The organism is Micromonospora sp. WMMB235 (assembly GCF_001855515.1).
Taxonomy (GTDB): Bacteria; Actinomycetota; Actinomycetes; order Mycobacteriales; family Micromonosporaceae; genus Micromonospora; species Micromonospora aurantiaca.
On sequence record NZ_MDRX01000001.1, the window covers coordinates 6,294,229 to 6,318,580 of the forward strand.

A 24,352-nucleotide genomic window follows, 5' to 3' on the forward strand; every position below is an offset into this window, starting at 1 on the left:
TCAGCGGGAGTAGAACTCCACCACCAGCTGCTCGTCGCACACCACCGGCACCTCGTGCCGGGCGGGTTCGCGCACCAGCGTGGCGCGCAGTTCGGCCGGCTGCGCCGACAGGTACGGCCGGGGCTGCGCGTCGGCGTGCGCGCCGGTGGCGGCGAGCTGGAACGGCGGCAGCGCGCGGCTGCGCTCGCGTACGCCGACCACCTGGCCGGGCCGCAGCCGGTACGACGGCCGGTCGACCTTGCGCCCGTCGACGGTGATGTGGCCGTGCGCGACGAGCTGGCGGGCCTGGTAGATGCTGCGCGCCAGCCCGGCCCGCAGCACCACCGCGTCGAGGCGTCGCTCCAGCAGCGCGACGAGCGTCTCGCCGGTCTTGCCGGCGCCCCGGGCGGCCTCGTCGAACAGGCGGCGGAGCTGGGCCTCGCTGACGTTGTACTGGTGGCGCAGCCGCTGCTTCTCCAGCAGCCGCACCTGGTAGTCGGAGGTGGTGCGGCGGGACCGGCCGTGCACACCCGGGGGATAGGGGCGCCGCTCGAAGTACCGCACGCACTTGCGGGTCAGCGGGATACCGAGGGCGCGGGAGAGCCGGGCCTTGGGCCGGGGGTGGTTCACGTCGACGTCTCCGATCGTCTAGCCTGCTTCTTAGGTAAGCCTAACCTATGTTGAGGAGGTCGGGATCATGCGGCCCAGCCCGGCGGAGATCGTGCGAACCCTTGTCGCGGGCCGGTTGCCCGCCCTCGTCCACCTGGCCCGGCACCCCGGCCCGCACCAGGTCCGGCACGCCGTCGACCCCGACGGGCGGGTGCTGCTGCTCGTACCCGTGGTCAGTGACCTCGCCGCGGCGCTCGTGCCGCCGGCGGGCGACACCGACGTGGCCACCGTGCTCGACGTGCTCGACCTGCCGCCGGCGGCCGGGGCGCCCTCGCTCGGCCGGGCCTGGGTGTCCGGCTGGGCCGAGCGGCTGGACGGGGACGAGGCGCGCGACGCGGCAGTCGACTTCGCCGCCACCGACCCTGTCGGCGACCTGCTCGACGTGGGCAGCCGCTTCCACCTGCACCGCTTCGAGGTGGCCGAGGCCCGCTGGGAACGCGCCGGGCGCGTGCGCCGGGTCGACCCGGAGGCGTACGCGGAGGCCGAGCCGGACCCGCTGCACCCGGTCGAGGCCGACCTCCTCGCCGACCTGGCCGACCACCACGCCGAGCAGGTCGGCGACTACCTGCGGCGGCGGCTGGACCTGCCCGGCGACCAGACGCCGCAGGTGGTCCGGATCGACAGGTACGGGCTGCTGGTCGCGCACGGGCGGCCCGGCGCGACCCGGCGGGCCCGGCTGGCCTTCCCCCGGCCCGTCGCCGACGTGGCGGAGCTGTCCCGCCTGCTGCACCCGATGCTCTGCCCCCGGGCCGCCGCCTGAGCACAGCCGGCCCGGCTGCCCGAGCAGCGCGGTCCCGGCCGTCGGAGCCGTCGGCCGGGCCGGCTCAGGTGATGTCGCCGGTGAGGTACCGCTGGACCGTCGGGCCGATGGCTGCCACCAGCGTCGCCGGCTCGGCCGTGGCGACCGCGTCGAGGCGGAGCACGTACCGCATCATGGCCAGCCCGGCGAGCTGCGTGGCGACCAGCCCGCCGCGCAGCGCGCGCTGCGCCGGGTCGACGTCGAGCTGGTCGAGCACCCGGCGCAGCACCTGCGTGACCAGGAACTCGCGCAGCAGGCGCGCGGTCCAGTCGTTGCTCACCGCCGACCGCAGCAGCGCCACCGCCGCCGTGCCGGTGGGGGAGTCCCAGACCTCCAGGAACACCCGGACCATCCGCTCGCCGAGCGCGTCCGGGCCGCCGGCGAGCACCGCCGGCAGCAGCCGTCCCGGGTCGGCCGGGAACGCCGTCGCGGCCCGGAACAGCTCCTCCTTGCCGCCGAAGTAGTGGTGCACGAGCGCCGGGTCCACGCCGGCCGCGGCGGCGATGGCCCGGATCGACGCGGCGTCGAAGCCGCGTTCGGCGAACGCCTCCCGCGCCGCGGCGAGGATGGCCTCGCGGGTGTCCGGAGTGCCGGGCCGCCGCCCGGTGCGCCGCGCGTTCACCCGCTGCGCCGGCGCAGCGTCGCGGCGGCCAGCACCAGCGCCGCCACCGCCGCCCCGGCCACGATCGCCAGGTCCCGCCACATCGTCCCGGTCGGTTCGGCGTGCGCGCCGACCTCCTGCAACGCCTCGACCGCGTACGACAGCGGCAGCACGTCGCTGACCGCCTGGAGCCAGCCGGCCATCTCGCCGCGCGGCACGAACAGGCCGCACAGCAGCAGTTGCGGCGCCACCACCACCGGCATGAACTGGACCGCCTGGAACTCGGTGCGGGCGAACGCCGAGCAGAACAGCCCGAGCGCCACCGCGAGCACCGCGTTCACCCCGGCGATCAGCACGACCAGCCATGCGCTGCCCGCGGTCTCCAGCCCGAACACCCGGTACGCGACGACCGAGGCGACTGTGGACTGGAGCACCCCGGCCAGGCCGAACGCGATGCCGTAGCCGAACAGCAGGTCGAGCTTGCCCAGCGGCGTGGTGAGCAGACGCTCCAGCGTGCCCGTGGTGCGCTCGCGGAGCATGGCGATGCTGGTCACCAGGAACATGATGATGAACGGGAAGAAGCCCAGCATGATCAGGGCCACCCGGTCGAACGTACTGGGCCCGCCGGGCGGGGCGGGCTGGTCGACGTACATGAAGTAGACGAGCGTGAGCAGCACCGACGGCACCACCACGAGCAGCGCCACGGTCCGCCGGTCGTGCCGGAGCTGGCGCAGGATGCGCCCGGTGGTGGCGGCCAGGATCCGTCCGTTCATCGCGCCTCTCCCTCGGCGTCGCGGATCAGGCGCAGGAACGCCTCCTCCAGGTCGTCGGTCCCGGTGGCGGCGCGGACCGCGGCCGGGGTGTCGTCGGCGACCAGCCGTCCCTCGCGGATCAGCAACAGCCGGTCGCAGCGGGCGGCCTCGTCCATCACGTGGCTGGAGACCAGCAGCGTGGTGCCGTTCGCGGCCATGGCGTGGAACCGGGCCCACAGGTCGGCCCGCAGCACCGGGTCCTGGCCGACTGTCGGTTCGTCGAGGATCACCAGCTCGGGTTCGCCGACGAGCGCGCAGGCGAGCGAGGCGCGGCTGCGCTGGCCGCCGGAGAGCGTGCCGACGAGCTGGTCGGCCGCCTCGGCGAGGCCTACGTCGGCCACCGCGCGGTCGGCCTCGGCGCGGCCCCGGCCCTGGAGCACCGCGAAGTAGCGGGCGTTCTCCCGCACCGTCAGGTCGGCGTAGACGCTCGGGGCCTGGGTCAGGTAGCCCACCCGGCGGCGCAGGTCGGCCGAGCCGGCCGGGCGGCCGAGCACGTCGACGGTGCCGGAGCCGACCGTCTGCACGCCGACCACCGCGCGCATCAGCGTGGTCTTGCCGCTGCCGCTGGGCCCGAGCAGCCCGGTCACCGTGCCCCGGGGCACCTCGCAGCTGATGCCGTGCAGCACCCGCCGCCCGCCCCGGTCGACCACCAGCTCGCGGACCGACACCGCGTCGTCCATGCTCGCCTCCATCAATTCATCACCCGTTGAACTCAACGGTAGGTGAATTGCGTGCGCCTGGCAATGAGGGACTTGACTTCGAGTGCGCTCGAACTGGAAGCCTGGAGGGCGTGGACATCAGCACGCGGGAGATGAGCCTCACCGTGGGTGAGGCGGCGGAACGGGTCGGCCTGACCACCTACACGCTGCGCTGGTACGAGCAGGAGGGCCTGGTGGGCCGCGTCGGGCGGGACTCGTCGGGCCGCCGGCGCTACACCGAGTCCGACGTCAACTGGCTGTTCCTGCTCACCCGGCTGCGGCGCACCGGGATGCCGGTTCGCGACATGCGCCGCTACGCCGAACTGGCCCGGCACGGGGACAGCACGCTCGGCGCGCGGCGGGCGCTGTTCGAGGCGCACCGGGCCCGCGTGCTGGCCCGGATGGCCGAGCTGGAGGAGGACCTGAAGGTCCTCGAACACAAGATCGACGCGTACCGCCGGGCCGAGGAGGAATCAGGCTGAACGCCCCAGTGGCGGACAGTGGGTCCGGCAACGGTCATTGCGGTGAAGATCGGATTTCGGCACCATGGCGCCGTGGGTCCAGCGCAGTTGCCCGACACCGCGTTCCTCGACGACTGGGCCGCCCGCCTGCGGCAGGCCGCCGACCGGCCGGTCGTCGGGATCATGCTGCGCGGCAGCCATGCCCGGCGGGCCGCCACCGAGCACAGCGACGTGGACGTGGACGTGCTCGTGGTCGCCGACGACGGACGGACCGCCGGCACGGGCACCCGGCAGGCAGCGTCCCGCCGCGGCACGCCGTACGCGGCCCGGCGGGCGTACCTGACCGAGTTCGCCGGTCGCCTCGTGCACGTGTCGGTGGCCGCCCGTGACGTCCGCTCGTGGGTGCGCCGGCTGGGCCAGCCCGCCGACTGGGCGTTCGGCCTCCCGGTCACCGCGCCCGCCCGGCTGCTGTGGGCCGTACCGGAATGGCGCCGCCGGATCGACCTGCCGGTGCTCTGCCAGCCCGCCGACGAGCCGCGCCTGGAGGAGCTGATCGCGACGCTGGGCAAGGTCGCCGCGGCCCGTGTGGCCGACGACCCGGTCGGGGTCCGGCTCGCCGCGGCCGACCTGGCCCGGCTCTGCCCCTCGGTGCTGCGGCCGGCCAACCCGAGCGTGCGCGTGGTGTCCCGCCGGGCCGCCCTGACCGCCGCGCTGGACCTGCCGGTCGCCCCGTCCGGCTACCGCCACGACATGCTGCTCTGCCTCGGGCTGCGCGCCGGCGACCCGGCCGAGGTCGGCGCCGCCGCCGGACGGCTGGTCACCGGCATCCTGCCGCTGATCCGCCCGTACGCCGACGAGATCGCCGCCACCCACGGGGCGGACCTGGCCGAGGCGCTGGTCGACGGCCGGGTGGACCGCTACCTCGGCCGGTTGGGCCGGGCGCTGGGGACGGTGACGCCCGCCTCCCGGGACACGTCGGCGGTGCCCGGGCCGCGTGCGGGAGAATGGTCAACCGTGCCCGCCCCTGACGCGCCGCTGACCGGCGCCCCCGCTCCCGGACCGGCCCGTCCGTCCCGGCTCGACCCGGCCGTCGCGGCCAAGCTCCGCCGCACCCCGGACGGCCTGGTCGCCGCCGTGGTCCGCGCCCACGACTCGGGCGAGGTGCTGATGGTCGCCTGGATGGACGACGAGGCGCTGCACCGGACGCTCACCACCGGCCGGGCCACCTACTGGTCGCGCAGCCGCGGCGAGTACTGGGTCAAGGGCGCCACCTCGGGCAACCACCAGTACGTCCGCTCGGTGGCGCTCGACTGTGACGGCGACGCGCTGCTGGTCAGCGTGGAGCAGGTCGGGGCGGCCTGCCACACCGGGCAGCGCACCTGCTTCTTCACCGAACTGCCGGTCAGCTCCCCGGAGGCGACCCCGTGACCGACGGCACGGTCAGCCCGGACCGGTCCACATTCGCCGACCTGGCCGCCCGCTGGCGGGTCGTGCCGGTGACCCGGCGGCTGCTCGCCGACGCGGAGACGCCGGTCGGGGTCTACCGCAAGCTGGCCGGCGGCCCCGGCACGTTCCTGCTGGAGTCCGCCGAGCAGGGCGTCGGCTCGGCCGGCACGGCCTGGTCGCGCTACTCGTTCATCGGCGTCCGCAGCAGCGCCACGCTCACCGAGCGCGACGGCGCGGCGAGCTGGACCGGCACGCCACCGGCGGGCGTGCCCACCGGCGGCGACCCGGTCACCGTGCTGCGCGAGACAGTCGCCGCGCTCGCCGGGCCGGGCTGGGATCCGGCCGGTGACATGCCGCCGCTGACCGGCGGCCTGGTCGGCTACCTCGGGTACGACCTGGTCCGCCGCTTCGAGCGCCTGCCCGAGCTGACCGAGGACGAGCTGGACGTGCCCGAGCTGGGCATGATGCTCGCGACCGACCTGGTGGTCCTCGACCACTACGAGGGGTCCGCGATCCTGGTCGCCAACGCGGTGCTGCCGCCGCTGGACGACCCCGGCCGGGCGGAGCGGGTCGAGGCCGCGTACCACCACGCCGTCGGCCGCCTCGACGCGATGACCACAGCGTTGTCCCGACCGATTCCGCCCATGGTCTCGACAGTCGGCCGGCCCGGCGTCGGTGACGTGGTCAGCCGCACCCCGGAGGGCGGTTACCCGGAGGCGGTGGAGGCGGCCAAGGAGGCGATCCGGGCCGGCGAGTGCTTCCAGATCGTGCTCAGCCAGCGCTTCGAGCGCCCCACCGACGCCGACCCGCTCGACGTCTACCGGGTGCTGCGCACCACGAACCCCAGCCCGTACATGTACCTTCTGCGCTTCGACGGCTTCGACATCGTCGGGTCGTCCCCCGAGGCGCACCTCAAGGTCAGCGCCGGGCCGGACGGGCGGCGGCGGGCGCTGCTGCACCCCATCGCCGGCACCCGGCCGCGCGGCGGCTCCCCGGACGGCGACGCGAAGCTCGCCGCCGAGCTGCTCGCCGACCCCAAGGAACGCGCCGAGCACGTGATGCTCGTCGACCTGGGCCGCAACGACCTGGGCCGGGTGTGCCGGCCGGGCACCGTCGAGGTGCCCGAGTTCGCCACCATCGAGCGGTACAGCCACGTCATGCACATCGTCTCCACTGTCGTCGGCGAGCTGCGCGACGATCGCACCGCGTTCGACGCGCTGGCCGCGACGTTCCCGGCCGGGACGCTCAGCGGCGCGCCCAAGGTGCGCGCCATGGAGATCATCGAGGAGCTGGAGCCGGTGCGGCGCGGCGTCTACGGCGGCACCGTCGGCTACTTCGCCTTCGGCGGCGACCTGGACATGGCCATCGCGATCCGGACCGCGCTGATCCGCGACGGCCGCGCGTACGTGCAGGCCGGCGCCGGGATCGTGGCCGATTCCGACCCCGCCGCCGAGGACCAGGAGACGCGGAGCAAGGCCGCCGCCGTCCTCGCCGCCATCGCGGCCGCCGAGACGCTGCGGGCGGCCCGGTGAGCGCGCCCGGCACCACCGCGCCGGCGGCCCGCGGCCGGCGCGAACTCGCGTACGCGGTGCTGCTCTGCCTGGCTGGCGCGGGCCTGGCCTGCTGGGCGGTGACCCGGACCTGGGCGGTGGAGGTGACCGCCCGGGGGTCGCTGCCGTCCGGGCGGGCCGAGCGCACCGGCACGGACCTGCTGCCCTGGGTGCTGGCGCTGACCTACGTGGGACTCGCCGGCGGTGGCGCGGTGCTCGCCACCCGGGGCCGGCTGCGCCGGCTGCTGGGCGTGCTGCTGGCCGGTGTCGGCGTGGCCGTGACGGTCGGCGGCGGGATCGGCCTGACCGAGGCCGGGGTGAGCCGGCAGTGGCCTGCGCTGGTGCTGGCCGGCGGCCTGGCGCTGGCGGCCGGCGGCGCGTTCACCGCGCTGCGCGGCGACGGCTGGCCGGCGATGGGCGCCCGGTACGAGCGGCGGTCCGCCCCGGCGGACGAGCCCGGCCGGCCGGCCGTCGAGCGTGGCACCCGGGACGCGTGGGACGCGCTGGACCGGGGCGAGGACCCGACGGTCAGCTGACCGGCTGCGCCTCGCGGGCGTCGCGCCGCTGCCGGGCCGCGGCCCGCGCGGCGGCCAGCTCGGCCACCAGCCGCTCCAGCTCGCGGCGCTGGGCGGCGCGGGCCCGGTCGGCGCAGACCGCCTCCCAGGCGTTGCCGCGGGCGGTACGCGTCCGGCCGTCCCCGGCGACCGCGCGTTCGAGCGTGTCCACCACGCCGACGGCGAGGGAGGCGACGGTACGGGAGATGGTGGTCAAGCCGATGGTCTGGGTCGGCCCGTTGGCGCTCATGGTCACCCCATACGAGATCGTTGGCGACGGTCGGCAGCCGCCGCCGTCGAGTGTGCCCGACGACGATGCTTCCGGGCGGACGTTTCGCCGCCGTGAAGCACAGGTCAACGCTGTCGCACCGGGGACGACCTGGGCAGGGCCGGAGGTCCTTGAGCTTGGTCACAGCCCACGGCCGGAACCCGTCCTGCGGGGCCGGAACGATCGTGGTGAGATAGGGGATGGGTGACGGTCGATGCCAGCGGTGGCGCTGCGTGACATGGCGTTCACCGGAAGTCGGCCATCATGCCACAGCCCATGTCGTGAGGTGCGCCATACCCCCCGGCACTCGTCGCCAGGTGGCGCCCCCTAGCATCGGCCCATGACGCCCGGAGAGGGGAGTCCGTTGGTGACTGCTGAGCATGCGCACGCGGAGGGGGACGACGCCGGAGCGGCGCCGTCCGCAGGGGTGCTCGACGAGATCCTGGCCGGCGTGCGCGAGGACGTGGCCCGGCGCCAGGAGCAGGTTCCGCTGGAGCGGATCCGTGAACTGGCCGCCGCCGCGCCGCCACCGCTCGACGCGTACGCGGCCCTGCGCCGCCCCGGCGTGGCCGTGATCGCCGAGGTGAAGCGCTCGTCGCCGTCCAAGGGGCGGCTGGCCGAGATCGCCGACCCGGCCGACCTGGCCGGTGACTACGCGGCCGGTGGCGCGCGGGCGATCAGCGTGCTGACCGAGGGCCGCTGGTTCGGCGGGTCGCTCGACGACCTCGCCGCGGTGCGGGCCGCGGTGAACGTGCCGGTGCTGCGCAAGGACTTCGTGGTCTCCAGCTACCAGGTGCACGAGGCCCGCGCGCACGGCGCCGACCTGGTGCTGCTGATCGTGGCCGCGCTGGAGCAGAACGTGCTGGTCGGGCTGCTGGAGCGGATCGAGTCGCTCGGCATGACCGCGCTGGTCGAGGTGCACACCGAGGAGGAGGCGGACCGCGCCCTGGAGGCCGGCGCGCAGGTCATCGGCGTGAACGCCCGCGACCTGCGTACCCTGGAGGTCGACCGCTCCGTGTTCGAGCGGATCGCGCCCGGCCTGCCCAGCAGCGTCGTCAAGATCGCCGAGTCCGGGGTGCGCGGTCCGCACGACCTGATCCGGTACGCCTCCGCCGGCGCCGACGCCGTGCTGGTGGGCGAGGGCCTGGTCACCCAGAAGAGCCCGCGCGAAGCCGTCGCCGAGCTGGTCAACGCCGGTAACCACCCGGCCACGCCCCGCCCGGTGCGCTGAGCCGCCGGGCACCCGATCCGAGAGGACGCCCGCGATGAGCGCCGCACCCGCAACCGGCCAGGTCCCCGACGCCGCCGGTCACTTCGGCCGGTTCGGCGGCCGGTTCGTCCCCGAGGCGCTCGTCGCCGCGCTCGACGAGCTGGACGCGGCGTACCGGAAGGCGATGGGCGACGAGGACTTCCTCGCCGAGTTCGACGCGCTGCTGCGCGACTACGCCGGCACGCCCTCGCTGCTCTACGAGGCCCGGCGGTTCTCCGCGCAGATCGGCGCGCGGGTCCTGCTCAAGCGCGAGGACCTCAACCACACCGGCGCGCACAAGGTCCGCAACGTGCTGGGCCAGGCGCTGCTCACCAAGCGGATGGGCAAGCGGCGGGTCATCGCGGAGACCGGCGCCGGCCAGCACGGCGTCGCCACCGCCACCGCCGCCGCCCTGTTCGACCTGGAATGCGTCGTCTACATGGGCCAGGTGGACACCGAGCGGCAGGCGCTGAACGTGGCGCGGATGCGGATGCTCGGCGCCACCGTCGTCCCGGTGACCACCGGCTCGCGCACGCTCAAGGACGCGATGAACGAGGCGATGCGGGACTGGGTCGCCAACGTCGACAGCACCCACTACCTGATCGGCACCGCCGCCGGGCCGCACCCGTTCCCGGAGATGGTCCGCGACTTCGTGCGCGGCATCGGCGAGGAGGCGCGCCGGCAGTGCCTGGACCTGACCGGCGCGCTGCCGGACGCGGTGGCGGCCTGCGTCGGCGGCGGCTCCAACGCGCTGGGCATCTTCCACGCGTTCGTGCCGGACGCCGGGGTCCGGCTCTACGGCTTCGAGGCCGGCGGCGAGGGCGTCGACACCGGCCGGCACGCCGCCAGCATCACCGGCGGCTCGTCCGGCGTGCTGCACGGCACCCGCACGTACGTCCTCCAGGACGCCGACGGCCAGACCATCGAGTCGCACTCGATCTCGGCCGGCCTGGACTACCCGGGCGTCGGGCCGGAGCACGCCTGGCTGCACGACACCGGCCGGGCCACCTACCTGCCGGTCGACGACGCCGACGCGATGGCCGCGTTCGAGCTGCTCTGCCGCACCGAGGGCGTGATCCCGGCGATCGAGAGCGCGCACGCGCTCGCCGGCGCCCGCGCGATCGCCCCCCGGCTCGCCGAGGAGCTGGGCCGGGAGCCGGTGATCGTGGTCAACCTGTCCGGGCGGGGCGACAAGGACGTGCACACCGCCGGCGCGTACTTCGGCATCCTCGACAAGGAGTGACAGCGTGAGCCGCATCGGGGTCGCCTTCGACAAGGCGCGGGCGGACGGGCGGGCGGTGCTGGTCGGCTGCATGCCGGCGGGCTTCCCGACCGTCGAGGGCAGCATCGCCGCCATGAAGGCCATGGTCGAGGCGGGCGTGGACGTCATCGAGGTGGAGATCCCGTACTCCGACCCGGTGATGGACGGCCCGGTCATCCAGAAGGCGAGCGACATCGCGCTCGCCGGCGGTGTCCGCGTCGCCGACGCGCTGCGCGTCGTCGAGGCGGTCGCGGCGACCGGGGCGAGCGTGGTCACCATGACCTACTGGAACCCGATCGAGCAGTACGGCGTGGACGCGTTCGCCCGCGACATGGCCGCCGCCGGTGGCACCGGCCTGATCACGCCGGACCTGATCCCGGACGAGGCCGCCGAGTGGCTGGCCGCCTCCGACGCGCACGGCCTGGACCGCACGTTCCTGGTCTCGCCGTCCTCGACCGACGCGCGGCTGCGGATGACAGTCGAGCACTGCCGCGGCTTCGTCTACGCCACCGCGATCATGGGCGTCACCGGCGCCCGCGCGCAGACCTCCGAGGCGGCACCGATCCTGGTCTCCCGGCTGCGCGAGGTCACCGACATCCCGGTCGGCGTCGGGCTGGGCGTCGGCACCGGCGCGCAGGCCGCCACAGTCGCCGGGTACGCCGACGCGGTGATCGTGGGCAGCGCGCTGGTCCGCTGCGTGCTGGACGCTCCGGACCAGGCTGCCGGCCTGACCGCGCTGCGCAAGCTCAGCGCCGAACTCGCCGAGGGCGTCCGCAACCCGGCCCGCTGACCGCCGGCTCGCCATGCCCTTGATCGACTCCGTTACGCCGAGCTGGCGTGGTCATAGACGCCAGGACCTCGCCACTGCGCCGAACTGGTATCGATCATGCGCGAGCGCGACCCGGCCGCCCGAGATCCTGGTACGAAACGGCCCTCACAGGGGCCGAAACCTACCAAGATCTTGAAGGCGTTCCGCGTGAGCGGGAGGGTGGTCAGCGGCTACTGCTGTCGGCCTGCTCGGACGCGCGCTGGCCGGGCGGGGCGGGCGGCCCGTCGCCGGGTGGCGTGAGCGCGTCGGCGGCGGTCGTGTGCCGCAGCACGCCGGCGCGACCGGCGAGCGCGTCCGCGACCGCCGCGCGCGTGGCGGGGGTCAGCACGTCGGGCAGTTCCTGCGGCGGCCACCACCGCGGCAGGCACCCGGCCACCGGATCGCCCGCGGGCTCGGCGCCGGCCGGCGCGGCGCGGAACACGTGCACCAGCACGTCCGGCCGCCCGCCGCAGCGCCCGGCCGACGGCGAAGGCGCCTGCGGGTCGGTGACCCGGTAGAGGCCGACCAGGTCGACCGGCGTCACCGCCCAGCCGGTCTCCGCACGGACCGCCCGGACGACGGCGTCCGCCGGGCTCTCGTCGTGACGCAGCCGCCCGCCCGGCAGGCCCCAGCGCCGGGCCCCCTCGGACCGGCGGCAGAGCAGCAGCCGGCCGGACCCGTCGGTGACGACAGCGGCGACCGCCCAGGTGAGCGGGCTCATGGACAAACAGCCTACGACCGTGCAAAACAGAAGTCATCCGACCCGCGCGGCAGGCGGCCCGGGGTGCCGCACACACAGTCCGCACCGGTACCGTGTGCACCCGTGACCCTCGCCCCGATGACCCCACTGGCGGCCATGCCCAGCCCCAGCACCGCCGTCTGGCAGCTCGGTCCGGTTCCGATCCGGGCGTACGCGCTCTGCATCATCCTCGGCATCGTGGTGGCCTGCGTGGTCACCGAGTACCGGCTGCGCCGCCGCGGTGTGGCGCCGGGCGCGGTGCTCGACATCGCCGTCTGGGCCGTGCCCGCGGGCATCATCGGCGCGCGGATCTACCACGTGATCACCTCGCCGGAGAAATACTTCGGTGCCGGCGGTGAGCCGATCAAGGCGCTCTACATCTGGGAGGGCGGCCTCGGCATCTGGGGCGCGGTGGCCGGTGGCGCGGTCGGCGCGTGGCTCGCCGCGCGGCAGCTCGGCATCCCGTTCACCGTGATCGCCGACGCGCTGGCGCCGGGGCTGCCCCTGGCGCAGGCCGTCGGCCGCCTGGGCAACTGGTTCAACAACGAGCTGTACGGCGGGCGGACCACGCTGCCGTGGGGCCTGGAAGTGCACGTGATGGACTCGGACAACCCGGGTCACGCGTTGCGCGACGACGCCGGCAACCCGGTGCTCCAGCCCGGGCTCTACCACCCGACGTTCCTCTACGAGGCGCTCTGGAACGTCGGCGTCGCCGCGCTGGTGCTGTTCCTCGACCGTCGTCTGCGGCTCGGCCGCGGCCGGGCGTTCGCGCTCTACGTGATGGGCTACACGGCGGGCCGGTTCTGGATCGAGCTGATGCGCACCGACGAGGCGAACCTGATCCTCGGCGTACGCCTCAACGTCTGGACCGCCGCGCTGGTCTTCCTCGGCGCGCTCGCCTACTTCATCCGGGTCCGCGGTCCCCGCGAATACCTGGTGCCGGTGGGCGAGCCGGCCCTTGCGACCGGCCCGGCCGGGGACGTGTCCCAGGTCGACCTCTCCGCCCGGGAGGCCGCCGAACGGCCGGCCGCGCCCGAGGGCTACCGGGTGGTGACCGAGGAACAGTTCGACGCGTACCGGCAGACCGGCGTGCTGCCCCCGGTCGACGACGAACGGCCGGAGGCCGCCACCGGGGCCGACGCCGCCCCGGACGACGCGGACGAGGCCGGACGCGCGAGCACCGGCTCCGCCGCCACCGAGGGTGCGGACGCCACCGGCCGCGCGGACGCGGACGGCGACGACACGGACCCGGAGCGGGCCGACGCGGAGCGCACGAACGCCGGCCGGGCCGACAGCGGCGGGCGCCCGGCGGACCGGGACAGCTGAGCGGGGGAGTCATGCGCAGCGCGGTGGTGGTCGGCGCCGGCCTCGGCGGAATGGCGGCGGCCGGTGTGCTGGCCCGGTCGGGCTGGCAGGTCACGCTGCTGGAACGCGCCGACCGGGTCCGCCCGGAGGCGACCGCCGTGGTGCTCTGGCCCAACGGGGTACGCGCGCTGCGCGCCCTCGGTCTGGGCGACGGGCTCGACGCGATCGCCACCCCGCTGCCCGACGGTGGCGTGCGCCGCCCGGACGGGCACTGGCTGGTGCAAGCCCGGTCCACGCCGGCCGAGCGGATGCCGGTGGTGGTGCACCGGGAGGACCTGCACGACGCGCTGATCGCCGGCCTGGGTGACCGGGTCGAGCTGCGTACCGGGGTGACAGTGCGGACCGTACGCGCGGCGTCGGGCGAGCGCCCGGCGGTGGGCGACGGCCGGCACACCTACGAGGCGGACCTGGTGGTGGCCGCCGACGGCACCGACAGCGAGATCCGGCGGCACCTCGCCCCGGAGACCGCCGTGGTCAGCTCCGGGTGCGCGGCCTGGCGGGCGGTCATCCCCTGGTACCGGGCCCCGCAGCTGCCCGACGACCAGCCGGTGCACGGCGAGACGCTCGGTGCCGGATACCGCTTCCTGGCCGCCTCGCTCGGCGAGCGGGGCACCGCGGGCGCGTCCCGCCGGGGCGGCGTCTACTGGGTCGCCACCGCCGCGGGCGCGCCCCGCCCCGAGCCGCCGGAGATCCAGCTCGCGCTGCTGAAGCGCTGGTTCGCGGGCTGGCCCGCCCCGATCGGCACGCTGCTGGAGGCGACCGACCCGGAGGACGTCGTCCAGCAGGAGATCCGCGAGCTGCGCCCGCTACCGAAGGCGTACGGCTTCCCGGCCGGTCCGGGCGGCGTGGTGCTGCTCGGCGACGCCGCGCACGCCATGCCGCCGCACCTCGGCCAGGGCGCCTGCCTGGCGTTCGAGGACGCCGCGACGCTGGCCGGGCTGCTACGGGAGTCGCGGCTGCCTGATGCGGTGACCGCGTACGACAGGTTGCGCCGCCCCCGCGCGGCCACGATGGTCCGGCAGACCCGGCGGATGTCGGCGGTCCTGCAGGCCCGGGGCCGGCTGGCGCTGCGCGCGCGGGACGCGGCTCTGGGCACGATCAGCCCGCGACTGCGCAACACCGCCGCCGCGGCGGCCGCCGCCTGGCAGCCGCCGTCCTGACCGTCCGCGCGCGCGGCCTGTCCTCGTGCGGACGTCCCTCGGGCGGCACGGCTCCCCGGCGGCCCGGCCCGCAGTCGGCGCGGTCCCCGGGCGACCGGCCCGGCCCGACAGCCGGGTAAGTAGTCAGATGACGGCGGCGGGCTCGGCGATGCAGGCGGTGCCGATCCGGCGGAATCCGACCCGCAGGTAGACGCGGGCGATGTCCTCGCTGCCGGCGCTCAGGAAGATCAGGTCGGTGCCGGCGGCGCGCAGCTCCCGCGCGAGCGTGGCGGTCACCGCCGCGCCCAGTCCGCGCTGCCGGGCGGACGGCAGCGTGGCCACCCCGGCGATCTCCGCCACGTCGTCGACCCGCATCGCCATCCCGCTGGCGAGCGCGCCCTCGTCGAGCGTCTCGGCGAGCACCGAGATACGCCGCCCGTCGGCGACCCGGGTCGCCTCCTCCTCCAGCGCCGCCACGTCCAGCTGGGCGAGGGCGGCGTCCCGCTCGGCCGGTCCGGCGTCGCCGCGCGCGGTGCCGCCGTTGGCGAAGCCGACCGCCGCGACGGCCCGTCGCAGCGCGATGTCCGCCGCGAAGCCGGGGTCGCCGGGGTCCAGCACCCGCACCGGTACGTCGCTGAACGTCCCCGGATCGGGCAGCCGCTCCGGCTCCAGCAGCATCAGCGGCGCCTCCAGCACGCTGAGCCCGGCCGAGCGGGCCACCGCCAGCAGGTCGGGCTGGTGCTCGTGCACCCACTCGAACGCCTCCGGCAGGCCCAGCTCCCGCTGCCGGGCGCGGACCGCTGTCACGTCGGCGAGCGTGGGATGCTCGGTGGCGTCGAGCCGGGGCCGGGCGTAGAACGGCCAGCCGTCCCCGTCGCGGACGAACAGCACCAGGGCGCCGTAATCCTCGGTCCGGGCCCCGTCGCGGGGCACCGCGTCGTAGAACCGCTCCAACCGGTCGAGTACGTCAACGCGTGCGAGATCCACCGCGCGAGACTACACGTCCCAGCATCTGGAAGTGTGATCAATCTGAACTGGCCTTGCGCCGGAAGCCCTAACGTAGACTCAATAAACCGCAGAGGGCCGACGTCGTCCCCACCATGATCCATCCTGAGTGACGACAGGAGGCCCGGTGGCCTTTCCGTACCCTCACAGCCCGCAGTCGGCCCCACAGGCGACCGGGCTCTACGACCCCGCGTACGAGCACGACGCCTGCGGTGTGGCCTTCGTGGCCGACCTGCACGGGCGGCGCTCGCACCAGGTCGTCGCGAACGGCCTCGGGGCGCTGTGCCGGCTGGACCACCGGGGCGCCCGGGGCGCGGAGCACAACACCGGAGACGGCGCCGGCATCATGATCCAGGTGCCGGACGCGTTCCTGCGCGGCATCGTCGACTTCCCGCTGCCCCCGGCCGGCCAGTACGCCACCGGCCTGGTGTTCCTGCCCGACGACGACGCGGCCGAGGCCCGCGCCCGCCAGGTGGTCGACAAGTACGCGCTGGTCGAGGGCGCCGACGTGCTCGGCTGGCGCGAGGTGCCGACCGACCCGTCCGGCCTGGGCGAGACCGCGCTCGCGGCGATGCCCCGGGTCCGGCAACTGTTCGTGGCCGCGCACCGGCTGACCGGCTCGCCGGACGGCCCGGCCGGCTCCCCGCTGACCGGGCTCGACCTGGACCGGGTGGCGTTCTGCCTGCGCAAGCAGGTCGAGCGGGAGACCGCCGAGCGGGGCGTGCCGGCGTACTTCCCGTCGCTGTCCGGCCGCACCATGGTGTGGAAGGGCATGCTCACCCCGGACCAGCTCCCGGCGTTCTACCCGGAGCTGACCGACGAGCGGGTGGTCAGCGCCATCGCGCTGGTGCACTCGCGCTTCTCCACGAACACGTTCCCGTCCTGGCCGCTGGCGCACCCGTACCGCTTCATCGCGCACAACGGCGAGATCAACACGATCCGCGGCAACCGGAACTGGATGCAGGCCCGCGAGGCCTTGCTCCGGAGCCCGAGCATTCCGGGCAACATCCGCCGGGTCTTCCCGGTGTGCACACCCGCGGCGTCCGACTCGGCCAACTTCGACGAGGTGCTCGAACTGCTGCACCTGGCCGGGCGGAGCCTGCCGCACGCGGTGCTCATGATGATCCCCGAGGCGTGGGAGAACGACCCGGACATGCGCGCCGACAAGCGCGCGTTCTACCGCTTCCACGCCAGCCTGATGGAGCCGTGGGACGGCCCGGCGTCGGTCGCGTTCACCGACGGCGAGATCGTCGGCGCGGTGCTGGACCGCAACGGCCTGCGGCCGGGCCGCTGGTGGCACACCGCCGACGGCCTGGTGGTGCTCGGTAGCGAGGCGGGCGTGCTCGACCTCGACCCGGCCACCGTGGTCGCCAAGGGCCGCCTCCAGCCGGGCAAGATGTTCCTGGTCGACACCGTCAACGGCCGGATCGTCTCCGACGACGAGATCAAGACCGAGCTGGCCGCCGAGCAGCCGTACCAGGAGTGGCTGCACGCCGGCCTGATCGAGCTGGACGACCTGCCGCCGCGCGAGCACACCGTCTACACCCACGACTCGGTACGCCGCCGCCAGCAGACGTTCGGCTACACCGAGGAGGAGCTGAAGATCCTGCTCGGCCCGATGGCCCGCAGCGGCGCCGAGCCGATCGGCTCGATGGGCACGGACACGCCGATCGCCCCGCTGTCCACCCGGCCGCGTCTGCTCTACGACTACTTCCATCAGCTCTTCGCGCAGGTCACCAACCCGCCGCTGGACGCCATCCGGGAGGAGCTGGTGACCAGCCTGGCGTCCACCATCGGGCCGGAGGGCAACCTGCTCGACCCGGGCCCGGCGAGCTGCCGGCAGATCGTGCTGCCGTACCCGGTGATCGACAACGATGAGCTGGCCAAGATCCTGTCCATCGACGAGGACGGCGACCTGCCCGGCTTCAAGGCGGTCCGGGTCTCCGGGCTCTACCGCCTGCGCGACGGCGGCGCCGGCATCAAGGCGCGGCTGACCGAGATCTGCCGGCACGTCTCCGAGGCGATCGAGGACGGCGTCCGCATCCTGGTGCTCTCCGACCGGGACTCCAACGCCGACCTGGCGCCGATCCCGTCGCTGCTGCTCACCGCCGCGGTGCACCAGCACCTGGTCCGCGAGCAGACCCGTACCCAGGTGGCGCTGATCGTCGAGTCCGGCGACTGCCGCGAGGTACACCACGCGGCGGTGCTGATCGGGTACGGCGCGGCGGCGGTCAACCCGTACCTGGCCTTCGAGTCGGTGGAGGACATGATCTCCACCGGCGTGCTGGCCGGCGTGGACCGGGTCAAGGCCGTCCGCAACTACGTCAAGGCGCTCGGCAAGGGCGTCCTGAAGATCATGTCCAAGATGGGCATCTCGACCGTGTCGTCGTACTGCGGCGCGCAGGTCTTCGAGGCGGTCGGCCTGGACACCCGCCTGGTCCACAGGTACTTCCGGGGCACCCCGAGCACCATCGGCGGCATCGGCCTGAACGAGATCCACGCCGAGGTGGCGGCCCGGCACGTGCGGGCCTGGCCGGCACCGGGCGCGCAGGCCACCGACCGGCTGGAGGTCGGCGGCGAGTACCAGTGGCGCCGCGAGGGCGAACTGCACCTGTTCAACCCGGAGACGGTCTTCCTGCTCCAGCACGCCACCCGCAGCCGCCAGTACGACGTGTTCCGGCAGTACACCGCCAAGGTGGACGAGCTGGCCGCGCAGGCGGGCTCGCTGCGCGGGCTGTTCACGCTGCGCACCGGCGTACGCCCGGCGGTGCCGCTGGACGAGGTCGAGCCGGCCTCCGAGATCGTCAAGCGCTTCGCCACCGGCGCCATGTCGTACGGGTCGATCTCGGCGGAGGCGCACGAGACGCTCGCCATCGCGATGAACCGGCTCGGCGGCAAGTCCAACACCGGCGAGGGCGGCGAGGACGTCGAGCGGCTGCACGACCCGGCGCGGCGCTCCGCCGTCAAGCAGATCGCCAGCGGCCGGTTCGGCGTGACCAGCGAATACCTCGTCAACGCCGACGACCTCCAGATCAAGATGGCGCAGGGCGCGAAGCCCGGCGAGGGCGGGCAGCTGCCAGGCAACAAGGTCTGGCCGTGGATCGCCCGGACCCGGCACGCCACCCCCGGCGTCGGCCTGATCTCCCCGCCGCCGCACCACGACATCTACTCCATCGAGGACCTGGCCCAGCTCGTCCACGACCTGAAGTGCGTCAACCCGGCCGCCCGGGTGCACGTCAAGCTGGTCAGCGAGGTGGGCGTGGGCACCGTCGCGGCGGGCGTGGCCAAGCTCAAGGCCGACGTCATCCTGATCTCCGGGCACGACGGCGGCACCGGCGCGTCCCCGCTCAACTCGCTCAAGCACGCCGGCACCCCGTGGGAGCTGGGCCTGGCCGAGGCGCAGCAGACGCTGCTGCTGAACAAGCTGCGCGACCGGGTGACGGTGCAGGTCGACGGCCAGCTCAAGACCGGCCGGGACGTGCTGATCGCGGCGCTGCTCGGCGCCGAGGAGTTCGGCTTCGCCACCGCGCCGCTGATCGTCGAGGGCTGCGTGATGATGCGGGTGTGCCACCTGGACACCTGTCCGGTCGGCATCGCCACCCAGAACCCGGTGCTGCGTGAGCGCTTCACCGGCAAGCCGGAGTTCGTGGAGAACTTCTTCCTGTTCCTCGCCGAGGAGGTCCGCGGCTACCTGGCCGAGCTGGGCTTCCGCAGCATCGACGAGGCGATCGGCCACACCGAGCTGCTCGACGTGGCCGGCGCGATCGACCACTGGAAGGGCCACGGGCTCGACCTGAGCCGTGTGCTGCACCTGCCGGAGCTGCCCGAGGGCGCGGCCCGCCGGGGCGTACGCGCCCAGGACCACGGCCTCGACGCGGCGCTGGACAACCGGCTCATCGAGCTGGCCGGGCCGGCGCTGCGTGACAGTACCCCGGTCCGGGTCGAGGTCGAGGTCCGCAACGAGCACCGCAGCGTCGGCGCGATGCTCGGCGGCGAGGTGACCCGCCGCTTCGGCGGCGACGGGCTGCCCGACGACACGATCGAGTTCCGGCTGCGCGGCACCGCCGGCCAGTCGTTCGGCGCGTTCCTGCCGCGCGGGGTCACGCTGCGCCTGTACGGCGACGCCAACGACTACGTCGGCAAGGGACTGTCCGGCGGCCGGATCGTGGTCCGGCCGGACGCCGACGCGCCGTTCGTCGGCGTGGACGCCACGCCGGGCCGCCGCGCCGAGGACCAGATCATCGCCGGCAACACCATCCTGTACGGCGCCACCGGCGGCGAGGTGTTCCTGCGCGGCCGGGTGGGGGAGCGGTTCGCGGTGCGCAACTCCGGCGCGGTCGCGGTGGTCGAGGGCCTCGGCGACCACGGCTGCGAGTACATGACCGGCGGCACGGTCGTGGTGCTCGGGCCGACCGGGCGCAACTTCGCCGCCGGCATGTCCGGTGGCACCGCGTTCGTGCACCGGCTCGACCAGCGGCTGGTGAACGCCGAGCTGGTCGACCTGTCGCCGCTGCGCGACGAGGAACGCGACCGGCTGCACGAGCTGGTCCAGCGGCACTTCGCCGAGACGGACTCGGCCGTCGCCGAGGACCTGCTCAAGCGCTGGCCGCAGGCGGTGGAGGAGTTCACCGCAGTGGTGCCCCGGGACTACCGCCGGGTCATGGAGATCATGCGGGCCGCCGAAGCCGCCGGCCGAGATGTCGACGACGCGGTGATGAGCGCGCTCAGCGTGCCGTCGGCCGCGCCGGTACCGCCCGCGCCCCGGGCGGTCGCCCAGGAGGTGGCTCGTGCCTGACCCGAACGGTTTCCTGCGCTACGACCGGCGGCTGCCGGCCCGCCGTCCGGTGCCGGTGCGCATCTCCGACTGGCGCGAGGTCTACCCGCCGGCCGGTGAGGAGCTGATCCGCGAGCAGGCCACCCGGTGCATGGACTGCGGCATCCCGTTCTGCCACGACGGTTGCCCGCTGGGCAACCGCATCCCGGACTGGAACGACCTGGTCCGCACCGGCAACTGGGACGCCGCGGTGGAGTCGCTGCACGCCACGAACAACTTCCCCGAGTTCACCGGCCGGCTCTGCCCGGCGCCGTGCGAGGCGGCCTGCGTGCTCGGCCTCGGCGGCCAGCAGCCGGTCACCATCAAGCAGGTCGAGGTGGAGATCGCCGACGCGGCGGTGGCCCGCGACGGTCTGCGGCCCCGGCCCGCCTCCGCCCCGACCGGGCGGTCGGTGGCGGTGGTCGGCTCCGGCCCGGCCGGGCTGGCCGCCGCGCAGCAGCTCGCCCGCGCCGGTCACACGGTCACCGTGTACGAGCGCGACGACGCGATCGGCGGCCTGCTCCGCTACGGCATCCCCGACTTCAAGCTGGAGAAGCAGCACATCGACAAGCGGCTGGCCCAGCTCACCGCCGAGGGTGTGCGCTTCCGGACCGGCGTCGACGTCGGCGTCGACGTGACCGCCGAGCAGTTGCGCGCCGAGCACGACGCGGTGCTGCTGGCCTGCGGTGCGTTGCAGGGCCGGGACACCCCGGAGACGCCCGGCCGGGCGTTGCGCGGCGTGCACCAGGCGATGGCGCACCTGGTCGCCGCGAACCGGGTGGTGGCCGCCGCCGGGGACGGGCGGCCCGCCCTCGCGACGTTGCCCGACGGTACGCCGATCGACGCCGCCGGCAAGCACGTGGTGATCATCGGTGGTGGCGACACCGCTGCGGACTGCCTCGGTGTGGCGCACCGGCAGGGCGCGGCCGGCGTCCACCAGCTCGACCTCTACCCGGAGCCGCCGTCGGAGCGGGACGCGGAGCGCGACCCGTGGCCGACCTGGCCGTGGGTGCTGCGCAACTACCCGGCGCACGAGGAGGGCGGCGAGCGGGTCTTCGCCGTCGCGGTGCAGGAGTTCGTGGACGACGGCACCGGCCGGGTCCGCGCGGTCCGGATCGCCGAGGTGACAGTGGAGAAGGTGGACGGTCGCCGCATCGTCACGCCGCTGCCCGGCTCCGAGCGGGAGATCCCGGCCGACCTGGTGCTGCTCGCCATCGGTTTCGAGGGCACCGAGCAGCAGCCGTTGCTGGCCCAGTTCGGGGTGACCCGCAACCGCCGGGGCGCGATCGACTCCGGCCCCGACTGGCAGGCCGCCGACGGTGTCTTCGTCGCCGGTGACATGCACCGGGGCGCCTCGCTGATCGTCTGGGCGATCGCCGAGGGACGCGCCGCGGCGGCGGCGATCCACGCGTACCTGGGTGGGGTGGGCGAGCTGCCCGCCCCTGTCGACCCGGCCCGCCAGCCGCTCGTCGCCAGGTGAAAAGGAAGGGCCCCCTCTTAACGCCTCAGGTAGAGGAGGGGGCCCTTCTTAACATCCCCCGCCGCGCGGCGCGCTGTCCGTGGACGACGCGCCGCGCGGCGGCGGATGTCAGCGGCCGAGCAGGTCGTGCGCGGCCCGGATCTTCGCCCACGAGGCCGGCTGCGCCGGTGCGGCTGTCGTCCGCGCGGCGGTCGCCACGTCGGGCCGGCCGGGCGTGAACAGCCAGGTGGTGAACACCGCGTCGAGATCCCGTCCGGAGATCCGCTCGGCGAGCGCCTGGAACTGCGCGACGGTGCCGTTGCCGTACTGCCGCTTGGCGGTCCAGGTGCGCAGGATGCGGAAGAACGCGGCGTCGCCCACGGCGAGCCGGATCTGGTGCAGCGCCATCGCGCCGCGGTCGTAGACGGCGGCGTCGAAGATCCCGCTCGGCCCCGGGTCGCCGGGTCGCACCTGCCAGAACTCGGAGTCGGCCGGGTAGCTGTCGTAGGTGAAGTCGAACAGCTCCTGCGCGGTGCCCTCGCCCTGCTCCTCCGACCAGAGCCACTCGGCGTACGACGCGAAGCCCTCGTTGAGCCAGATGTGCCGCCAGTCGGCCACCGACACCGAGTCGCCGAACCACTGGTGGGCGTTCTCGTGCACCACCACGTACGTGTTGGCGCCGCGCCGCCAGAAGCCCGGGCCGTAGACCGGGCGGGTCTGCGTCTCCAGGGCGAACCCGATGCCGTCGACCGGCCCGGCCACGCCGCCCTGCGCCTCGAACGGGTACGGGCCGAACAGCCCGCTCTCCCAGTCGACGATCTCGGCGGTGCGTTCGATGCTGGCCCGGGCGGCGGGCAGGCGCTCGCCCAGCGTGGTGCTGTACGCGTTCACCACCGGCTGCCCGTTCGGCGCGGTGCCGGTGACGATGTCGTACTGCCCGATGGCCAGGAACGCCTGGTACGTGGCGCCGGGCTTGACGCTGCGCCAGCTCCACCGGGTGCGGTTGCCGGCCTCGGGCAGCGGGTCGCGCGGCTGCACGCCGTTGCTGATCACCTCGACGCCGGTCGGCACCGACACCGAGACGTCCCAGGTGGCCTTGTCCTTCGGGTGGTCGTTGCTCGGGTACCACCACCAGGCCGACTCGGGCTCGTTGACGGCGAGCGCCCCGTCGGCGGTACGGGTCCACGCGGTGTAACCGTAGACGGTGGTCTGCGACGGCACGCCGGCGTACTTCACCACGACGGTGAGCTGCTGGCCCTTCGCCAGCGGCCGGGCCGGGGCGATCACCAGCTCGTGGTCGCCGGCCCGGGCGAACCCGGCGACCCACCCGTTCACCCGCACCGACTCGACGTCGAGGGCGAAGTCCAGGTTGAACCGGGACAGGTCCTTCGTGGCGGTGGCGAGGATCGTGGTGGTGCCGCTGAGCCGGTCGGTGGCCGGCTCGTAGCGCAGCCGTATGTCGTAGTGGCCGACGTCGTAGCCGCCGTTGCCGTAGTCGGGGAAGTAGCTGTCGCCCAGCCCGGGACTGCCCGGCGTCGGGGTGGCCGCCGCGGGTTGCGGCCGGCCCCAGCCGGTGGGGGCAGCCTGGCCGGGGGCACCGGTCACTGTGGTGCCGGCTGCGGTGAGGGTCAGGGCGGCGATGGCCGCCGTGAGTGCGCGTCGCACGGTGGGACTCCCTCCGTCGGGTGTCGTCACCGTCAAACTAATCGACACATGTGAACGTATCTGTCCTGTCCGGCCGATCGGGGCTATTCAATTTCGACGAATGTTTCGATAGCATTACCGACCAGTAACAGCACCGATCCCTCGGCCACGCGCGCGGTCAACGGGCTCCACCACCCCTGCCCCGTGGAGGCTCTGCCATGCCCCGTCGCGTCCGTACCGTGTTCGCCGCCCTCCTGGCGGCCGTACTCGGCGCCGTGCTCCTGCCCGGCGCCGCCCGGGCGGCCACCGTCAACTACGTCGCCCTCGGCGACTCCTACTCCTCCGGGGTCGGCGCCGGCCCGTACGACCTGTCCACCTGCCTGCGCAGCCAGAAGTCGTACGCCCCGCTCTGGGCGGCCGCCCATTCGGTCACCAGCTTCAAGTTCCCGGCCTGCGGCGGCGCGGTCACCGCCGACGTGCTGGCCAACCAGGTCGGCCAGCTCAGCAGCAGCACCACGCTGGTCACCATCACCATCGGCGGCAACGACGCCGGCTTCGCCGACGTGATGACCAGTTGCCGCTTCGGCAGCACGTCCAGCTGCGAGAGCGCGGTGAACGAGTCGAAGGCGTTCGCCACCGCCACGCTGCCCGCCCGGCTCGACGCCACGTACACCGCGATCCGCAACCGGGCCCCGAACGCCCGGCTGGTGGTGCTCGGCTACCCGCGGCTGTTCGAGACCGGCTCCTGTGGACTGCTCGCCATGAGCAGCTACAAGCGCACCATCCTCAACCAGGCCGCCGACACGCTCAACGGCGTCATCTCCGGCCGGGCCACCGCCGCCGGGGGCACCTTCGTCGACGCGCGGCCGTTCTTCGCCGGGCACGGCGTGTGCGCCGCCGAGCCGTGGATCCGCGACGTCAGCGGCGTCATCGAGGCGTACCACCCGAACGCGAACGGCTACCGCTACGGCTACCTGGCCGCGCTGACCGCCGCCATCGGCTGATCCGCACGCGAGGAGGGCCCCGCTCGACA

Annotated in this window: 21 protein-coding genes and 1 pseudogene; 14 read left to right on the forward strand and 8 right to left on the reverse strand. The window is 74.4% G+C overall.

Translation table 11 applies throughout. From position 1 onward, the window contains the following. Complete coding sequence (gene rpsD / locus BFV98_RS28170) at positions 1 to 609, reverse strand: 30S ribosomal protein S4 (protein WP_030271960.1); 609 nt, start codon at positions 607 to 609, stop codon at positions 1 to 3. Positions 610 to 676: 67 nt separating this feature from the next. Between rpsD and BFV98_RS28175 the strand changes: the two genes are divergently transcribed. After that, complete coding sequence (locus BFV98_RS28175; RefSeq protein WP_030271961.1) at positions 677 to 1,408, forward strand: DUF2470 domain-containing protein; 732 nt, start codon at positions 677 to 679, stop codon at positions 1,406 to 1,408. A 64-nt stretch (positions 1,409 to 1,472) separates the two neighbouring features. Here BFV98_RS28175 and BFV98_RS28180 read toward each other — a convergent pair whose 3' ends face one another. Genes BFV98_RS28180 through BFV98_RS28190 form a run of 3 tightly spaced genes read right to left on the reverse strand, consistent with a single transcriptional unit; the run spans position 1,473 to position 3,540 of the window. Then, positions 1,473 to 2,069 (reverse strand): TetR family transcriptional regulator, encoded by a 597-nt coding sequence (locus BFV98_RS28180; RefSeq protein ID WP_013475814.1) that lies wholly within the window; start codon positions 2,067 to 2,069, stop codon positions 1,473 to 1,475. Then, the gene (locus BFV98_RS28185) at positions 2,066 to 2,821 is read right to left on the reverse strand and encodes an ABC transporter permease (protein ID WP_013287560.1); all 756 of its coding nucleotides are present in this window, start codon (positions 2,819 to 2,821) and stop codon (positions 2,066 to 2,068) included. The genes BFV98_RS28180 and BFV98_RS28185 overlap by 4 nt, the downstream gene beginning before the upstream one ends. Then, positions 2,818 to 3,540, reverse strand: a complete 723-nt coding sequence (locus tag BFV98_RS28190) for an ABC transporter ATP-binding protein (protein WP_013287559.1) — start codon at positions 3,538 to 3,540, stop codon at positions 2,818 to 2,820. Before BFV98_RS28190 ends, BFV98_RS28185 begins: the two co-directional genes overlap by 4 nt. A 110-nt stretch (positions 3,541 to 3,650) precedes the next feature. Here BFV98_RS28190 and BFV98_RS28195 point away from each other — a divergent pair, with 110 nt between their 5' ends. From BFV98_RS28195 to BFV98_RS28210, 5 genes and pseudogenes are all read left to right on the forward strand, one after another. After that, a complete protein-coding gene (locus tag BFV98_RS28195; protein WP_013287558.1) occupies positions 3,651 to 4,040 on the forward strand; it encodes a MerR family transcriptional regulator in 390 nt (129 codons plus the stop codon). 162 nt (positions 4,041 to 4,202) lie between these two features. Continuing rightward, positions 4,203 to 4,853 (forward strand): annotated as a pseudogene (locus BFV98_RS32805) (phosphoribosyl-AMP cyclohydrolase); the annotation flags it as partial. 180 nt (positions 4,854 to 5,033) lie between these two features. Next, positions 5,034 to 5,447 carry a phosphoribosyl-AMP cyclohydrolase gene (hisI, locus tag BFV98_RS32810; RefSeq protein WP_030271963.1) on the forward strand — a complete coding sequence of 138 codons (414 nt, stop codon included), beginning with the start codon at positions 5,034 to 5,036 and terminating at the stop codon, positions 5,445 to 5,447. Beyond that, entirely contained in the window at positions 5,444 to 6,997 is a 1,554-nt protein-coding gene (locus BFV98_RS28205) for an anthranilate synthase component I (RefSeq protein WP_071098341.1), read from the forward strand. Before hisI ends, BFV98_RS28205 begins: the two co-directional genes overlap by 4 nt. Next, the gene (locus tag BFV98_RS28210) at positions 6,994 to 7,551 is read left to right on the forward strand and encodes a Trp biosynthesis-associated membrane protein (RefSeq protein WP_013287555.1); all 558 of its coding nucleotides are present in this window, start codon (positions 6,994 to 6,996) and stop codon (positions 7,549 to 7,551) included. The genes BFV98_RS28205 and BFV98_RS28210 overlap by 4 nt, the downstream gene beginning before the upstream one ends. Here the strand turns inward: BFV98_RS28210 and BFV98_RS28215 are convergent. Continuing rightward, positions 7,544 to 7,819 (reverse strand): hypothetical protein, encoded by a 276-nt coding sequence (locus tag BFV98_RS28215; RefSeq protein WP_013287554.1) that lies wholly within the window; start codon positions 7,817 to 7,819, stop codon positions 7,544 to 7,546. The genes BFV98_RS28210 and BFV98_RS28215 overlap by 8 nt on opposite strands. Before the next feature lie 445 nt (positions 7,820 to 8,264). Between BFV98_RS28215 and trpC the strand changes: the two genes are divergently transcribed. From trpC to trpA, 3 genes are read left to right on the forward strand one after another with little or no spacing between them, the layout of a single operon-like run. Continuing rightward, complete coding sequence (trpC, locus tag BFV98_RS28220) at positions 8,265 to 9,068, forward strand: indole-3-glycerol phosphate synthase TrpC (protein WP_030271968.1); 804 nt, start codon at positions 8,265 to 8,267, stop codon at positions 9,066 to 9,068. 34 nt (positions 9,069 to 9,102) lie between these two features. Further along, positions 9,103 to 10,329 carry a tryptophan synthase subunit beta gene (trpB, locus tag BFV98_RS28225; protein WP_071098343.1) on the forward strand — a complete coding sequence of 409 codons (1,227 nt, stop codon included), beginning with the start codon at positions 9,103 to 9,105 and terminating at the stop codon, positions 10,327 to 10,329. A gap of 4 nt (positions 10,330 to 10,333) precedes the next feature. After that, entirely contained in the window at positions 10,334 to 11,137 is an 804-nt protein-coding gene (gene trpA / locus BFV98_RS28230; RefSeq protein ID WP_013287551.1) for a tryptophan synthase subunit alpha, read from the forward strand. Positions 11,138 to 11,339: 202 nt separating this feature from the next. On the opposite strand, the gene BFV98_RS28235 is transcribed toward trpA, so the two are convergent. Next, positions 11,340 to 11,876 (reverse strand): NUDIX hydrolase, encoded by a 537-nt coding sequence (locus tag BFV98_RS28235; RefSeq protein ID WP_030271972.1) that lies wholly within the window; start codon positions 11,874 to 11,876, stop codon positions 11,340 to 11,342. A gap of 102 nt (positions 11,877 to 11,978) precedes the next feature. Here BFV98_RS28235 and lgt point away from each other — a divergent pair, with 102 nt between their 5' ends. Both lgt and BFV98_RS28245 read left to right on the forward strand, forming a co-directional pair. Further along, the gene (gene lgt, locus BFV98_RS28240) at positions 11,979 to 13,220 is read left to right on the forward strand and encodes a prolipoprotein diacylglyceryl transferase (protein WP_071098345.1); all 1,242 of its coding nucleotides are present in this window, start codon (positions 11,979 to 11,981) and stop codon (positions 13,218 to 13,220) included. Positions 13,221 to 13,231: 11 nt separating this feature from the next. Next, the gene (locus tag BFV98_RS28245) at positions 13,232 to 14,419 is read left to right on the forward strand and encodes an NAD(P)/FAD-dependent oxidoreductase (protein ID WP_013287548.1); all 1,188 of its coding nucleotides are present in this window, start codon (positions 13,232 to 13,234) and stop codon (positions 14,417 to 14,419) included. Positions 14,420 to 14,542: 123 nt separating this feature from the next. Here BFV98_RS28245 and BFV98_RS28250 read toward each other — a convergent pair whose 3' ends face one another. Further along, positions 14,543 to 15,385 carry a GNAT family N-acetyltransferase gene (locus BFV98_RS28250; RefSeq protein ID WP_071098347.1) on the reverse strand — a complete coding sequence of 281 codons (843 nt, stop codon included), beginning with the start codon at positions 15,383 to 15,385 and terminating at the stop codon, positions 14,543 to 14,545. Positions 15,386 to 15,530: 145 nt separating this feature from the next. Between BFV98_RS28250 and gltB the strand changes: the two genes are divergently transcribed. Both gltB and BFV98_RS28260 read left to right on the forward strand, forming a co-directional pair. Next, a complete protein-coding gene (gltB, locus tag BFV98_RS28255; RefSeq protein WP_071098349.1) occupies positions 15,531 to 20,198 on the forward strand; it encodes a glutamate synthase large subunit in 4,668 nt (1,555 codons plus the stop codon). Then, positions 20,191 to 21,696, forward strand: coding sequence for a glutamate synthase subunit beta (locus tag BFV98_RS28260; protein ID WP_071098351.1), 1,506 nt, complete (start codon positions 20,191 to 20,193; stop codon positions 21,694 to 21,696). The genes gltB and BFV98_RS28260 overlap by 8 nt, the downstream gene beginning before the upstream one ends. Before the next feature lie 108 nt (positions 21,697 to 21,804). Here the strand turns inward: BFV98_RS28260 and BFV98_RS28265 are convergent, their stop codons facing one another. Further along, complete coding sequence (locus tag BFV98_RS28265; protein WP_071098354.1) at positions 21,805 to 23,340, reverse strand: M1 family metallopeptidase; 1,536 nt, start codon at positions 23,338 to 23,340, stop codon at positions 21,805 to 21,807. 197 nt (positions 23,341 to 23,537) lie between these two features. On the opposite strand from BFV98_RS28265, the gene BFV98_RS28270 reads away from it, so the two are divergent. Then, a complete protein-coding gene (locus BFV98_RS28270; RefSeq protein ID WP_071098356.1) occupies positions 23,538 to 24,323 on the forward strand; it encodes an SGNH/GDSL hydrolase family protein in 786 nt (261 codons plus the stop codon). The last annotated feature ends 29 nt before the right edge of the window (positions 24,324 to 24,352 follow it).